General features: G+C 50.3%; 6 protein-coding genes, 6 pseudogenes and 1 riboswitch. Of the genes and pseudogenes, 6 read left to right on the top strand and 6 right to left on the bottom strand.

The genetic code is table 11. The annotated features are described in order from the left end of the window. Positions 1-12 precede the first annotated feature (12 nt). The 5 genes and pseudogenes from ABDK09_16960 to torD form a co-directional block, all read right to left on the bottom strand. Positions 13-332: pseudogene (locus ABDK09_16960) on the bottom strand (DUF2007 domain-containing protein). 17 nt (positions 333-349) lie between these two features. Then, positions 350-1,033: a TVP38/TMEM64 family protein gene (locus ABDK09_16955; protein ID XAW88721.1), complete on the bottom strand. Its 684-nt coding sequence runs from the start codon at positions 1,031-1,033 to the stop codon at positions 350-352. 226 nt (positions 1,034-1,259) lie between these two features. Continuing rightward, entirely contained in the window at positions 1,260-1,850 is a 591-nt protein-coding gene (locus ABDK09_16950) for a TfoX/Sxy family DNA transformation protein (protein XAW88720.1), read from the bottom strand. 117 nt (positions 1,851-1,967) lie between these two features. Continuing rightward, positions 1,968-2,052: riboswitch (cyclic di-GMP riboswitch) on the bottom strand. 163 nt (positions 2,053-2,215) lie between these two features. Then, positions 2,216-3,224, bottom strand: a pseudogene (gene purR, locus ABDK09_16945) (HTH-type transcriptional repressor PurR). A 339-nt stretch (positions 3,225-3,563) separates the two neighbouring features. Beyond that, positions 3,564-4,209 (bottom strand): annotated as a pseudogene (torD, locus tag ABDK09_16940) (molecular chaperone TorD). Positions 4,210-4,453: 244 nt separating this feature from the next. Here torD and torR point away from each other — a divergent pair. Continuing rightward, the gene (torR, locus tag ABDK09_16935; GenBank protein ID XAW88719.1) at positions 4,454-5,161 is read left to right on the top strand and encodes a two-component system response regulator TorR; all 708 of its coding nucleotides are present in this window, start codon (positions 4,454-4,456) and stop codon (positions 5,159-5,161) included. 158 nt (positions 5,162-5,319) lie between these two features. Here torR and elyC read toward each other — a convergent pair. Then, a pseudogene (elyC, locus tag ABDK09_16930) lies at positions 5,320-6,130 on the bottom strand (envelope biogenesis factor ElyC). A 115-nt stretch (positions 6,131-6,245) separates the two neighbouring features. Between elyC and cmoM the strand changes: the two are divergent. The 5 genes and pseudogenes from cmoM (at position 6,246) to ABDK09_16905 (ending at position 13,971) form a co-directional block, all read left to right on the top strand. Continuing rightward, positions 6,246-7,046 carry a tRNA uridine 5-oxyacetic acid(34) methyltransferase CmoM gene (cmoM, locus tag ABDK09_16925; protein ID XAW88718.1) on the top strand — a complete coding sequence of 267 codons (801 nt, stop codon included), beginning with the start codon at positions 6,246-6,248 and terminating at the stop codon, positions 7,044-7,046. 29 nt (positions 7,047-7,075) lie between these two features. Further along, positions 7,076-8,377, top strand: a complete 1,302-nt coding sequence (gene mukF, locus ABDK09_16920) for a chromosome partition protein MukF (GenBank protein ID XAW90771.1) — start codon at positions 7,076-7,078, stop codon at positions 8,375-8,377. After that, positions 8,358-9,087 (top strand): annotated as a pseudogene (gene mukE / locus ABDK09_16915) (chromosome partition protein MukE). The gene mukF and the pseudogene mukE overlap by 20 nt, the downstream one beginning before the upstream one ends. Then, a pseudogene (gene mukB / locus ABDK09_16910) lies at positions 9,084-13,546 on the top strand (chromosome partition protein MukB). Before mukE ends, mukB begins: the two co-directional pseudogenes overlap by 4 nt. A gap of 71 nt (positions 13,547-13,617) precedes the next feature. After that, positions 13,618-13,971: a hypothetical protein gene (locus ABDK09_16905; GenBank protein ID XAW88717.1), complete on the top strand. Its 354-nt coding sequence runs from the start codon at positions 13,618-13,620 to the stop codon at positions 13,969-13,971. The last annotated feature ends 20 nt before the right edge of the window (positions 13,972-13,991 follow it).

Below are 13,991 nucleotides of genomic sequence, written 5' to 3'. Positions count from 1 at the left end.
TTATTGCACTCACTACTCTTGGTCAGCTTTTCCGCACTGCCAGCACAGGGCAAATTGCGCTTCATTGATTTCACCACAATAGTGACAACGCCATGCCTTCGTTGTGCTGTCGGCGACGGGACGTATGTATTCTTCAATCAGTTTTCTCGTGCCTGCTCTCGCTGTTCGGGGTGAAAGAGCCAGATATACGGAGCAGTATCATCATTGAGCGGCAATTCGCCGCGCAGGCCAAATAACCCTTCACCGCGTACATCACAGACTATTCCGGCTTGCTTGAGTAATTCGCACAACAGGTGCGCGTCGGTCGGGTTAGCGGCAATGAATATCTTCATAGACTGTATACATCCGGTTAAGTGGCATCGGAGCGACGATGGGGAAGCTTATTGAGTAGCCATTTCATTAGCAATGGGAATACCCCCAATAGAGCAAAAGCCAGCAGCACTGAGGGCGAGACGATACCTGCCAGTGAGTCAATCTGGGCAAGCTGGGTGCCGGCATTCAGGTACACCGCAGTGCCAGGCAGCATACCTAATTGGCTGACCCAGTAATAGCGGGTGGCTTTAATGGTTGTCAGTCCCATCAGTAAGTTAATCAGAAAAAACGGAAACACCGGGATCAGGCGTAAGGAGAACAGGTAAAAAGCGCCATCACGCTCCATACCGCGGTTGATGGTTTCCAACTTGGCGCCAAATCGCTTTTGCACCCATTCACGCAGCAGAAATCGACTGCTGAGAAAAGCCAGTGTGGCGCCCAGGGTACTGGCAAATGAGACCAGCAGCAGGCTTAACCAGAAACCAAACAGAGCGGCCCCCAGCAGTGTCACAACCGCTGCGCCCGGAATAGATAGTGCTGTGATCACAAGGTAGCTGAAGAAATAAATAGCGGCAGCTGAAATTAAATGGCTCTGAATATAATCATTGAGTAATGATTGCTGTAATTTGGCATTTTCCAGAGTAAGGGAAGGGCCCAATACAATACTGACTGTTAAGATAATCCCGATAAGCAGAATTCCCCAAACCCACTTGCTACTCATACATGCTCCTGATGGTGATAACCTGACAGATATATAATGATACTTTGCTAGATAATTAGTGAGACAGGTTTTATCGAGTTTTTCTTTCACCTTAAAGCAATTTTTACCAAAAAACAGGTTTCATCAAAAAGCAGATGTCACCAAAAACAGATTGCACCAAAAACAAAAAAAGCACCCGCGTCAGCGAGTGCTTTATTTAGTGAAGTTGCTCTGATTTTTTAAAGGATTAAGACAAACGTTGTAACAACTCGTCGCGACGTGCCTGAGGGATTACTGACCAGTGCTTGCCCTCTATCGCGCCTTCCAGTGCCCACAGAAGTTCCAAACCGACATCTGAAGAATGTGACTGTCGAACGGCTTTGTAAGCTTCTACGGCACCTTTTTCCTGCAAGTCTTCAACGCTTTGAATGCCGGCTTTTTTCAGCATCCGCTCTGTCGCTAATCGCAGGTTAGGTAAGTCTTTTAAACGATCTGGTTTTGCCTGAGCTTGTGTTTCCCGTTCCGCTTTCGCGACGGCAAGTGCAGCTTTAGCATCTTCCAGAATACGTCCGGTGTCTGACCAACAGTCTTCCGGTAACGCAAAATATTTGGTTACGACCGGGAAACCCCGCTTCTTATAAACATAAGGTTCGAAACCTTGTTGCTTAAATTTTGCAGTTGAAGCGTCGTCGGCACGTATGTGTAATTTATCATTAACTACTAATGCGAACATGGTGTCATCGACAAAAATGCCGAATCCGCCGAACATTGAACGAGATTTAACGCGTCCTAATTGTTCGAATAGCCGCATTGAATCTTTAAGTATTGGTTTATCCATGCTTTAAGTCTCGGTGTATTAATTAATACGCCACCAAAATCAGGTCCGAGAGAATAGCAAAAGAATGCAGTATGTGTGTCAGTAGGGAGTCAACTTCTTAATTAATGCATTTTTGCCATCGGTAACCCCGCTACCTACCAGAAACTGGTTTAGGCCGGAGGCTTTGCGTCCCACCTTTTCAGATGGTTTGCCCTGTGCGTGACATCTCCTTTTTATCAAAGGATGATCAAATCATTGAATGAGTATCACATTTGCAATCTGCAAATGTGATACTCATTCTAAAGTTTATATTTAACGGGTGCAACAAAATTCAAACAAGCAACGTGTTCTGATATGATATTTGATGCTTATTTTCGATGAAACCCTTATTTTGTCAAGTGTTTTACCGTATCTCGTACTACGATTTCAGGATGCATTTCGAACACACGGCGCTCGTGTTCTTTATCCTTGATACGCTCCAGCAGGATCTCAAAGGCGTTTTTACCCACACGGCGTTTTGGCTGGTGGATAGTCGTCAGCGGTGGGGAGAAGTACTCAGCTAATTCGATGTTATCGTAACCGATCACAGACATATCATCCGGTACACGCACGCCACGTTGTTGCAGACGGCTGATCAGACCCAAAGCCATGGTGTCATTGAAACAGAACACAGCGGTCGGGCGCTTATCCATGGCAATCAACTTGTCCGCCGCCAGTACTGCGGTATCACACTCGAAGTTACCTTCCAGGATCCAGTCTTCACATACTGGCAGATCGGCTTCAGCCATCGCACGACGGAAGCCTGCGATACGTTTCCTGACAAGCCGCTTTGACAAAATGGCCGCTCAGACAGGCAATATCCTGATGGCCATGGTCAATCAGATATTTTGTCGCGAGGTAACCCCCTTCTTCCGAGTTGTCCATGATTTTATCGGCCTGAGACGTTTCCGGGCCCCAATCCATGATCACTTTCGGAATGTCTTTATGTGCTTCAAGCATTTCCAGCAGTTCTTCGGTCAGATCCGAACACATCACCAACATGCCATCAACTCGCTTTTCCGCCAGCATGCGGATGTAGTCACGTTGCTTTTCGTAGATACCGCCGGTGTTACATAAAATCAGCGTATAACCCTGACGGTAGCAGTAACTTTCTACGCCATCGATCACTTCGGAGAAAAACAGGTTGGTTGACTGGGTCACCAGCATCCCGATGGTACGGGTCGTGTTGCATTTTAAGCTGCGAGCTACAGCACTTGGTGCATAATTCAGCTCTTTTACCGCTTCCATCACTTTTTCTTGCGTGGCTTCTGCAACGAAACGGGTTTTATTTATTACGTGAGATACGGTTGTTGTTGAAACGCCGGCCAGGCGAGCAACGTCTTTAATCGTAGCCATAGGTTTGTCCTGTCGATGACTGCCGATGCAACAATATCGTGTCATGAACGGTATACGTCATGATGGATGTTGCCCGTTGAGCAGTATATCCCGCCGTTCGGGGGAAGCCATGCTCAGGTTCAGCAGCGATTAGGCTTTTACACAAAGTGAAGCCTATAAGTAGTAAAAACACAAAAACCGCCCTTAAACAGCGGTTTGCATCTTAAAGTTGTATTTTATCGTTTGCGGTCAAGATTCTAGACTGCAACGCCCTAAGTCGCAACGAAATTCATCGGATGAGTCTAAATTATCATCACTAAATCGGGCGGGTTAGTTCACCTAAAGCGCTATAAAAGCCTGTTACTCGTTGGTGAGATAGGCTAAGTCGAGTTTTAATAACGCGACCAACAGGTCAGTGACGGCCGCGTAAAAGCCGAAGGTGTCATGCTCACGGCACCGCTGGGCAAACCGTGGTACCCAATTGATTAAGCTGTTCTCGATAAAAATGGCCTGTTCAGCGAACGCCTGTTCCATATGGACCGGTTTCTCCAGCTCATTGCTGCGAATGATCATATGGCCGAGAAAGTCGAGCTCGACTGCGATGTGATCGGCAGGTTGCGTCGGTGAGCTATTGGCAATGCCGGCGGCTTTCATCAGCTGCGCCATTTCTGACGCCGCAGTGTCGTGGCCGGGAGTGGATGTGTTGCTGTAATGAGAAGCGCAGGGGATAGGCGCTTGAGGTTGGACCCCTTGAAACAAACGGCAAAAATCGGCGGCGAGCTCAAATTGCGCGTCCTGTCTTTCCAGTAACCGGTTAAGGGCGCTGATGATGTTTCGCACAGCGGGCTTGAGTTGGTCATTTTCACCTAACCCCGAAAGGAAACCACGAATCTGCGGAGAATGATATTGAGCCAGCTCTTTGGCGCTCAGTTCCTGGTTGAATAAACTGGATAACCACCAATAGAGTTTCGGCGCGTTGATCATTGAAAGCTTTCAGTTCTTGCATGTCTTGCATGGTCAGACTCCGGCTGCGTGTACTTGTAGTAAGTCTAATCAATAATCATCAATAGTAATAATGCGTTAAGTGAAAAAACGGTTAAACAAAATGGGTTTTGTTGTTTGTGGGGGAAGTCATTGCTGTCAGAGCTTGTCTTGAATCAACAAAGACGTGGATTTTTGCCGTGAATGCTAGAATTGCCCCCGGCAATATTTAAAATTGGTTGCATCGTTTTTATGGATCCAATTATGCCATGAGCAATCATATTCTTGTTGTTGTTGACGATGATGTGACACGCAATACCCTGGTTGGTTATTTTGACAAAGAAGGATATCGGGTTTCACAGGCAAGTGATGCTGCGGGACTACGGGCGATATTCACTCAACACCAGGTGGACATTTTGATCCTGGATATTAATTTATCCGATGAGGATGGCCTGTTACTGACCCGGGAGTTACGCGGGGAGTCGACCGCCGGTATTATTTTACTGACCGGCCATGTAGACAGTATCGACCGGATTATCGGCTTAGAGATGGGCGCTGACGACTATATTACGCATCCGATAGCCTTGCGTGAGCTTTTAGCCAGAGTCAAAAATCTGCTGTGGCGGGTATCGTTGAGTGGCAGCCAAGAGTTGCCCGAAAGGGCGCCGGCGCAAGGTATGGTGTTATTTGGTGACTGGCGCTTCGATATTTTGCGTCGTGCATTGTTTTACAACGAAAAGCCAGTGCGACTGACTAAAGCGGAATATGAACTGCTGGTCGCTTTAACGGCGTGTCCGAACCAGGTGCTCAGCCGGGAGAAAATTCTCAATCTGCTCAGTCATCGGGTGGATATGCCAAATGACCGGACGATTGATGTTCTGATTCGCCGTTTGCGCGCCAAAATAGAGTTTGACCCCAAGAATCCGCAAATCTTTGTCACCGTGCATGGCGAGGGCTATATGTTTGCTGGTGACTAATGTTGCCGATGACGAATACTTTTGCCAGTGGTCAACACTTTTGTCAGTGGTTTACCCTAAGGCGCGGCGTGATACAGTCAGTCTGTCAGTATACGCCGTTCACGAGTGAACCAATAAAAAAGACCAGCTTTAAGCTGGTCTTTTTACGTTATCTGCCATTATTCCAGGGTGGTTTGAGAACCTTGTACCGGAGCGGTTTGCTGATGTCCCGCAACCCAGTCCCGCAGAGATTGCCAGATAAGCCCCATACTTTCATACCAAAAGCGTTCAGTTTGCTCAAGATAGAGTGCTTTAGGCGTGTACTTGTCCCATGGCTGGGTAATATTGCTTTGTGCCAGATAATTGGTCGGTGCCGGGATCGGTTGCAGACCGGCAGAGTGGAACTCGTTCAGGGCACGCTGCATATGACTGGCGGACGTGACCAGAACCAAGGTTTCTCTGCTGCACAAACGCTGCAGCCTGACGCGCTTCCTCCCAGGTATCTTTGGCGGTTTCCAGCAAGATGATATCTGATTTAGGGACTCCCAGCGCTAACGCAACACGAGCCAGCATGCGTGCATGACTAAACTCACTACCGCCTGCATAACCAGACAGTATCAGCTTTGAGCCGGGATACATCCGCATCACCCGAATCCCCTCACTCAGGCGCATTAATGCCGCCCGGCTCAGTTCGGATGTCGGCGGAATCTGGTCATCAACCACATGGCCATTACCCAGCACCATGATGTAGTCAACGGTGCCATCCACCGGCAGAAAAGCCGTGTACTGACGCTCGAGCGGCATCAGCAAACGACTTGAGACCGGCTGAAAAGAGATCAGAAATATACCGGACAGAGAGAACAGTACAACAAGGCATCCGGTTTTGCGTTTGGCAGTGAACATGATCAGCATCAGGCCCACAAAACCAATCAGCAGCAATGCCGGAAGTGGCATCATTAAAGAAGAAACAATTTTTTTCAGCTCAAACATAAACAAATAGTCCGAAAAAACAGCACTTGATAATAAAAAGGGCTAAAAGCCTCTTTATTCCTGCCATTCCTATGACAGAATAGCAGCACGATTTATTATCATAACGCATGCTACAGTGACAGAAGATCGCAATTTCGACGATATTGCCCACAAATTTGCAAAAAACATATACGGTTCTGACAAAGGCGAGATTCGCCAAGTCATTGTTTGGGAAGATTTACTCCAACTGTTAACGCATTTTGATGGAATAAGCAAACCTTTGCACGTTTTAGATGCAGGAGGCGGTCTTGCTCAGATGTCTCAAAAACTGGCCCGCCTGGGCCATCGCGTTACCTTGTGTGATCTGTCTTCTGAAATGCTGCAACTGGCAGAGAAGGATATTGCAAATAACGGGTTGCTTGAGCAGTATCGCTTGGTTCATTCACCGGTACAGTCAGTACAGGAACATTTATCAGAACCGGTGGATATTGCCATGTTCCACGCTGTGATGGAATGGTTGGCTGATCCAAAAGCCGCGCTGGACAACCTGCTTGCTCAGGTGAGACCGGGTGGCATGGTATCGGTGATGTTTTACAACTATCATGGCCTGGTCTACAAAAACGCTGTGTGTGGCAATATCCCGCATGTCCTTGATGGCATGCCACATCGTAAAAGATTTAAACTGCAACCGCAGCAAGGGCTTATCCCGACCGACGTTTATCAGTGGATAGAAGCGGCCGGATTCGAGATCTGCGGTAAGTCAGGCATTCGCTGTTTTAGTGATTACATCGGTAACATGAAAAATATGGGCGAATACCAATATGAGGATGTGCTGGCTCTGGAGCAGAAATTTTGCCGTCAGGAGCCGTACCTCTCATTAGGCCGATACATCCATGTATGGGCCCAGAAAAACAATAACAGGAATAACAATGAGTGAGTTAACTCAGAAACGCTGCGGAGCAGCCAATCGACGAATTGGTCAGCTGGGTCAAGCAGAATGATTTCTCATTGAACCTGACCACCGAACGGTTGGCGTTTCTTATCGCCATTTCGGTGTTAAGCAACGAACGGTTCGATGAAGAGCTAGGTGAAGGCGAGTTACATGATGCGTTTGTGATTGTGACCCGCATGTTCGAAGACACGGGCGAAGCGTCCGCTTTTCGGGCCAACAACGCGATTAATGAGCTGGTAAAACAGCGTTTGATCAGTCGCTTTACCAGTGAAGTCACTGATGGTGCCAGTATCTATCGTCTGTCTCCGCTGGCAGTCGGCATCACTGACTATTACGTTCGCCACCGTGAATTCTCCAAGCTTAAGCTATCGATTCAGCTCTCAATGGTGGCTGACGAAATGGCGAAAGCGGTGGAGTCTGCTCAGCAGGGAGGGACGCCGGGTCACTGGAAGAAAAACGTCTATGGAGTGCTGAAATACTCGGTGGGCGAAATTTTCGATCGTATCGACCTTAACCAGCGTGTCATGGATGAGCAGCAGCAGTCTGTCAAACAACAGATAGCTGAGCTGCTCAATAAAGACTGGCGCGATGCGATTATCAACTGTGAATCTCTGCTGTCGGAGACTTCGTCCACACTGCGAGAACTGCAAGACACCTTGCAGGCGGCGGGTGATGAGCTGCAGACCCAGATCCTGGATATTCAGGAAATTGTCTATGGCGATGAGGAACTCGACTTTATCGGAGAAACCCTGTTTGGGTTGCAGATGAAGCTCGACCGGATCACTAGTTGGGGCCAACAGGCGATTGACCTGTGGATTGGCTACGACCGCCATGTGCATAAATTTATCCGTACAGCCATCGATATGGACCAGAACCGGGCCTTCAGCCAGCGTCTGCGTCAGTCGGTGAATGATTACTTCGATCAACCATGGTATCTCACCTACGCCGATGCGGAGCGCCTCAGTGATCTGCGCGATGAGGCATTGGTGCTGCGTGACGAAGAAGTGACGGGCCATGTGCCGGTCGAAGTAGAATATGAAGAATTCCAACAGGTCAATGATGAGCTGGCAGAACGCATCGGCGAGATGCTGAAAGGTCACAAGGAGCAGGGCATGCCGATTGATCTCGGCAGCGTATTGCGTGATTACCTCGCCGCTCACCCGAGAACTCATCATTTTGATTTAGCACGAATTGTGGTCGACCAGGCGGTACGTCTCGGTTACTCAGGCTCGGATTACCGGGCAATTCAGCCAGACTGGCAGACGATCAACGAATTTGGTGCAAAGGTACAAGCAAATGTCATCGACCGATATTAATGAATACATGCCAGAGAATCTGGCCAAAGCGATCGCGAACCCTCTGTTTCCCGGCGCTGGACAGCCTGCTGCGTGCCGGCCGTCATATTTCCAGTGACGACATGGATAACCATGCCCTGTTGTCCGACTTCGAGCCGGAACTGGCTCAGTTTTATCAGCGTTATAACACCGAACTGGTGCGTGCGCCGGAAGGCTTCTTCTATCTGCGTCCGCGTTCAACCTCACTGATTAACCGTAGTGTGTTGTCTGAACTGGATATGCTGGTAGGTAAAGTGTTGTGTTTCCTGTACCTCAGCCCGGAGCGTCTGGCCCACGAAGGCATCTTCACCAATCAGGAGCTGTATGAAGAGCTGCTGGCATTGGCGGACGAGAAGAAGCTGATGAAGCTGGTCACCAACCGTGCCAACGGTTCAGACCTTGATAAAGAGAAACTGTTTGAAAAAGTGCGCACCTCGCTGCGTCGTCTGCGTCGTCTGGGTATGATCATCCACATTGGCGATACCGGTAAATTCCGTATTTCTGAAGCGGTATTCCGCTTTGGTGCCGATGTTCGTGTCGGTGATGATATGCGTGATGCACAGCTGCGTCTGATTCGTGACGGTGAAGCCGTGGTGCACACCCAGGAGCCGAATCAGCAAAGCCTGTTGGATAACGACGATCTATTGGATTCACAAGATGATGAGCAATCTGAGCTGGAAGGTGACGCATGATTGAACGTGGTAAATATCAATCCCTGACCATGGTCAACTGGAACGGTTTCTTTGCCCGTACCTTTGACATCGATAATCTGGTGACCACTTTATCGGGCGGTAACGGTGCCGGTAAATCCACCACGATGGCGGCGTTTATCACGGCTTTAATTCCGGACCAGACTCTGCTCCATTTCCGCAACACCACTGAAGCGGGCAGCTCTCAGGCTTCGCGTGATAAAGGTCTGTACGGTAAATTGCAGCCAGGCGCCTGTTACGCCGCGCTGGATGTGGTTAACTCGCGCAAGCAACGCGTGCTGTTTGCCGTGAAGCTGCAACAGGTCGCGGGCCGCGATAAAAAAGTCGATATCAAGCCGTTTCTGATCCAGGGCCTGCCAAGTCATGTCAAACCGACCGATGTGTTGGTTGAAAGTGTGTCTGAAAACCACGCCCGCGTGCGTCAGATTAACGAAGTGAAAGATGCGGTCGCGGGCATTGAAGGTGCACACTTTAAATCGTTTGCTTCGATTGTTGATTACCATAACCAGATGTTCGAACTGGGCGTGGTACCGAAGAAACTGCGTAACAGCAGTGACCGTTCAAAATTCTACCGTCTGATAGAAGCTTCTCTTTACGGCGGTATCTCCAGCGCGATTACCCGCTCGCTGCGTGATTACCTGCTGCCACAAAATGGCGGGGTGAAAAAAGCTTTCCAGGACATGGAATCCGCGCTGCGTGAAAACCGCATGACGCTGGAAGCGATCAAAACCACCCAGGCGGATCGTGATCTGTTCAAGCATCTGATCACGGAATCGACCAACTATGTGGCTGCCGACTACATGCGCCATGCTAATGATCGTCGTCAGAAAATGGATCAAGCCCTGGCTCTGCGTGGCGAGCTGTTCAGCGCCCGTGAAACCTTGATTGAGCAGAACAGTCTGCTTAACCGGGTGCATGAAGAGCTGGAACTGCTGGTGGAAACAGAAGCGACCCTGGAGCAGGATTATCAGGGCGCGTCGGATCACCTGCAATTGGTGCAGAATGCACTGCGTCAGCAGGAAAAAATTGCCCGTTATCAGGATGACCTCGAAGAGCTTAACATTCGCCTCGAAGAGCAGATGATGGTGGTCGAGGAAGCGCAGGAGCGCGTCCTGATGGTTGAAGAGCAGGCGCTGATTGCGGAAGAAGAAGTCGACAGCCTGAAAACTCAGCTGGCTGATTACCAGCAGGCACTGGATGTCCAGCAAACCCGCGCTTTGCAATATCAGCAAGCCGTAACCGCACTGGAAAAAGCGCGTACGCTGCTTGATGACCAGACTCTGAGTGCTGATACAGCCCAGTCACTGGTCTCGGGTCTTAAGACTGAGCAGGACAACCGCACTACGGAGTTGCTGGCTCTGAAACACAAGCTGGATATGTCCTCTGCGGCAGCGGCCCAGTTTGATAAAGCTTATGCTCTGGTGAAAAGCGTGCTGGGTGAAGTGGCGCGCGGTGACGCGGCCGATAAAGCCAAGGCTTTGCTACGTCAGGCGACGGATGCCAAACAAGTGGTGCAGAAACGAACACCAGTGGTACTCGCAGCAGCGTGACCTGGAGCGTCGTATCGAGCAGCAGAATGTGGTGCGCCATCTGGCTGACAGCTATCAGTCGCAGCATCAGGTGACGCTGAGCGATGACATGACGGTTGAGCAAGAGCAGGAGCGGCATGCTGCGCTGCTGGAAAGCGTTGAAGCCTCGTATGAGGAACTGCGTGAGAAACGCAGCGAGCAACGCCGGCTGGAACAGGATTACCAGGCTGAGATTAGCCGTCTGGAATCCATTGCACCGGCCTGGATTAAAGCCAGCGATGCACTGGAAACGCTGCGTGAGCAGAGTGATGCTGAACTGGCTGACAGCCAGTCAGTCATGGCGCAGATGCAGATCGTGCTGGAGCAGGAAAAAGCTCAGTCGATCGCCAAAGATCGTCTGGGCGAGCGCCGCACTCAGCTCGACAGTGAAATTGAACGCCTGGCGTCGCCGGGTGGTTCGGACGATCCGCGTCTGAAAGGTCTGGCTGATACGCTGGGCGGTGTGCTGCTGTCAGAGATCTATGATGATATCACCATTGACGATGCGCCATATTTCAGTGCCATGTATGGCCCGGCGCGCCACGCGATTGTGGTGTCGGATCTGTCTGGTATCAAAGAAAAACTGGTTGAACTGGACGATTGCCCGGAAGACTTGTACCTGATTGAAGGCGATGTGGATGCCTTTGATGACAGTGCGATGAATGCCGAAGAGCTTGAAGGCGCGGTCTGTGTGCAGCTTAACGCTCACCAGATTCGTTACTCACGTTTCCCGAAAATTCCATTGTTCGGCCGAGCGGCACGTGAACAGCGCCTGGAACTGCTGCGCAATGAACGTGAAGAAGTGGTTGAACAGCATGCGAAAGCCGCGTTTGATTCGCAGAAACTGCAGCGTCTCTACAGCAGCTTTAACCAGTTTGTTGCCCAGCACCTGCAGGTGGCGTTTAATGACGACCCAGAGCAGGCACTGCAGCAGATTCGCGATAAACGCAATCAGGCTGCGCGCACTCTGGCTGAACTGGATAACCAGGAGCAGCAACAACGCAGTCAACTGCAGCTCAGCAAGCAGGCGCTGACGGCGCTGGATAAAATTGCGCCGAATATGCTGCTGCTGGAAGATGATTCCCTGCAGGAGCGTCTAGAAGAAATCAGCGCCAACATTGCCCGCCTGAGTGAAGCGAAAACCTTCCTGACCACGCACGGAAAAGCGGTCGCCGAGCTGGAGAATATCGCCTCAGCACTGGAAGCGGACCCTGAACAGTTTGATGCGCTGGAAGCGCAGTACCAGCAGGCTGACCAGGCACTGCAGACCCTGAAGACCCAGATCTTCGCTTTGTCGGATCTGCTTGAGCGTCGTCACCACTTTGCGTACCAGGATTCGGTTGATCTTCTCAACCAGAGCAGTGAACTCAGTGAGCAGCTTAAAGCCAAGTTGGTCCAGGCTGAAAATCAGCGCGGTCGTCAGCGTGAAGAGCTGAAACAGGCTCAGTCACAGCTTAACCAGTACAACCAGGTGTTGGCTTCACTTAAGAGCTCACATCAGGCCAAACTGGAAACCGTACAGGAATTCAAAGCTGAACTGCAGGAATACGGCGTACACGCAGACGAAGGTGCGGTTGAACGCGCTCAGCGTCGTCGTGATGAACTGCAACAGCGCCTGCACAGCTCGCGCAGTCGTAAGAGCGAATACGAGCGTACGATTACCTCGACTGAGCTGGAGATGAAGTCTCTGGCCAAGCGCATGAAGAAAGTCGAGAAAGACTACAAAGAGCTGCGTACTTTTGTTGTGAATGCCAAAGCCGGCTGGTGTTCGGTACTGCGACTGGCGCGTGACAATGATGTTGAACGTCGTCTGCACAAGCGTGAACTGGCTTATCTGTCAGCCGGTGAAACTGCGCTCGATGTCGGATAAATCATTGGGTGCACTGCGTCTGGCCGTAGCCAACAATGATGACCTGCGTGATGCGCTGCGTCTGTCGGAAGACAACGGTCGCCCTGAACGCAAAGTTTTGTTCTATATCGCCGTTTACCAGCATCTGCGTGAACGGATCCGTCAAGACATTATTCGTACTGACGATCCGGTGGAAGCGATTGAAGAGATGGAAGTGGAACTGGCCCGCCTGACCGAAGAGCTGACCCAGCGTGAAAACCGCCTGGCGATCAGTTCAGAATCAGTCGCCAGCATTATCCGCAAGACGATTCAGCGCGAGCAGAACCGGATCCGTATGCTCAACCAGGGGCTGTCAAACATCGGTTTTGGTCAGGTCAATGGTGTGCGTCTGAATGTGAAAGTACGTGAAAGCCATGAGATCCTGCTGTCCGGTCTGGCTGAGAATCAGGCCCAGCATAAGGACCTGTTTGAAACCTCACGTTACACCTTCTCAGAAGCGATGGCTAAGCTGTTCCAGCGTGTCAACCCGCATATCGACATGGGGCAGCGCTCACCGCAGGTACTGGGTGAAGAACTGCTGGATTACCGTAACTACCTTGAGCTGAGTGTTGAGGTTAACCGTGGCTCTGATGGCTGGTTGCAAGCCGAGTCCGGCGCGTTGTCGACCGGTGAAGCGATTGGTACCGGTCAGTCTATTCTGCTGATGGTAGTGCAGAGCTGGGAAGAAGAATCACGCCGACTGCGCAGTAAAGACATTATGCCATGTCGTCTGTTGTTCCTGGATGAAGCCGCTCGTCTGGATGCGAAATCGATCGCGACCCTGTTTGAGCTGTGTGAACGTCTTGACATGCAACTGCTGATCGCGGCGCCGGAAAACATCAGTCCTGAGAAGGGCACCACCTATAAACTGGTGCGTAAGGTGTTTAAGGACCACGAGCACGTACACGTGGTCGGCCTGCGCGGTTTCGGTCAGGGTGACAAGTCTAAATCTGCCGAACAACTCCTGGCTGAAGAGCTGAGTTAATTGATAGACGCCTTCCTTCGGGAAGGCGTTTTTGTGTTTGGTATCATAGTGGATTGATACGGAGGTAAACGATGCAATTGATATTTAAAGCCAGCCCGGAACATGATGAAGATTTGTGTCAGCAGTTAGCGGCTTTTCTGGATGCTCATAAGACGGAGTTTGAAACGCGTTTAATTCCGGATTTAACCCATATCGATCTGATGGCTCACAATGTCAACGGGATTGAAGTGCTGAGTGTTGAGCATATCAGCGATAATCAGTACCGGCTGCGCTATCGCTACGACTGGCAGCTGTTTAACGGCTGTGCCGGCAAAGACGAGTCAGGCATCGAACGAGACAGTGTTCGTTTTACTCTGGATGAAAACGGGGTTATCGATATCGCGTTTTTAGTTACGGATGAAAGAGGCACGGCTGACGAGTTATAGCCTTGAAGCTTATAACGCCT

The organism is Vibrio sp. CDRSL-10 TSBA (assembly GCA_039696685.1).
In the GTDB taxonomy this organism is placed as follows: domain Bacteria; phylum Pseudomonadota; class Gammaproteobacteria; order Enterobacterales; family Vibrionaceae; genus Vibrio.
The sequence above is the reverse complement of the archived record's forward strand: the minus strand, read 5'-3'. Positions and strand labels throughout refer to the sequence as shown.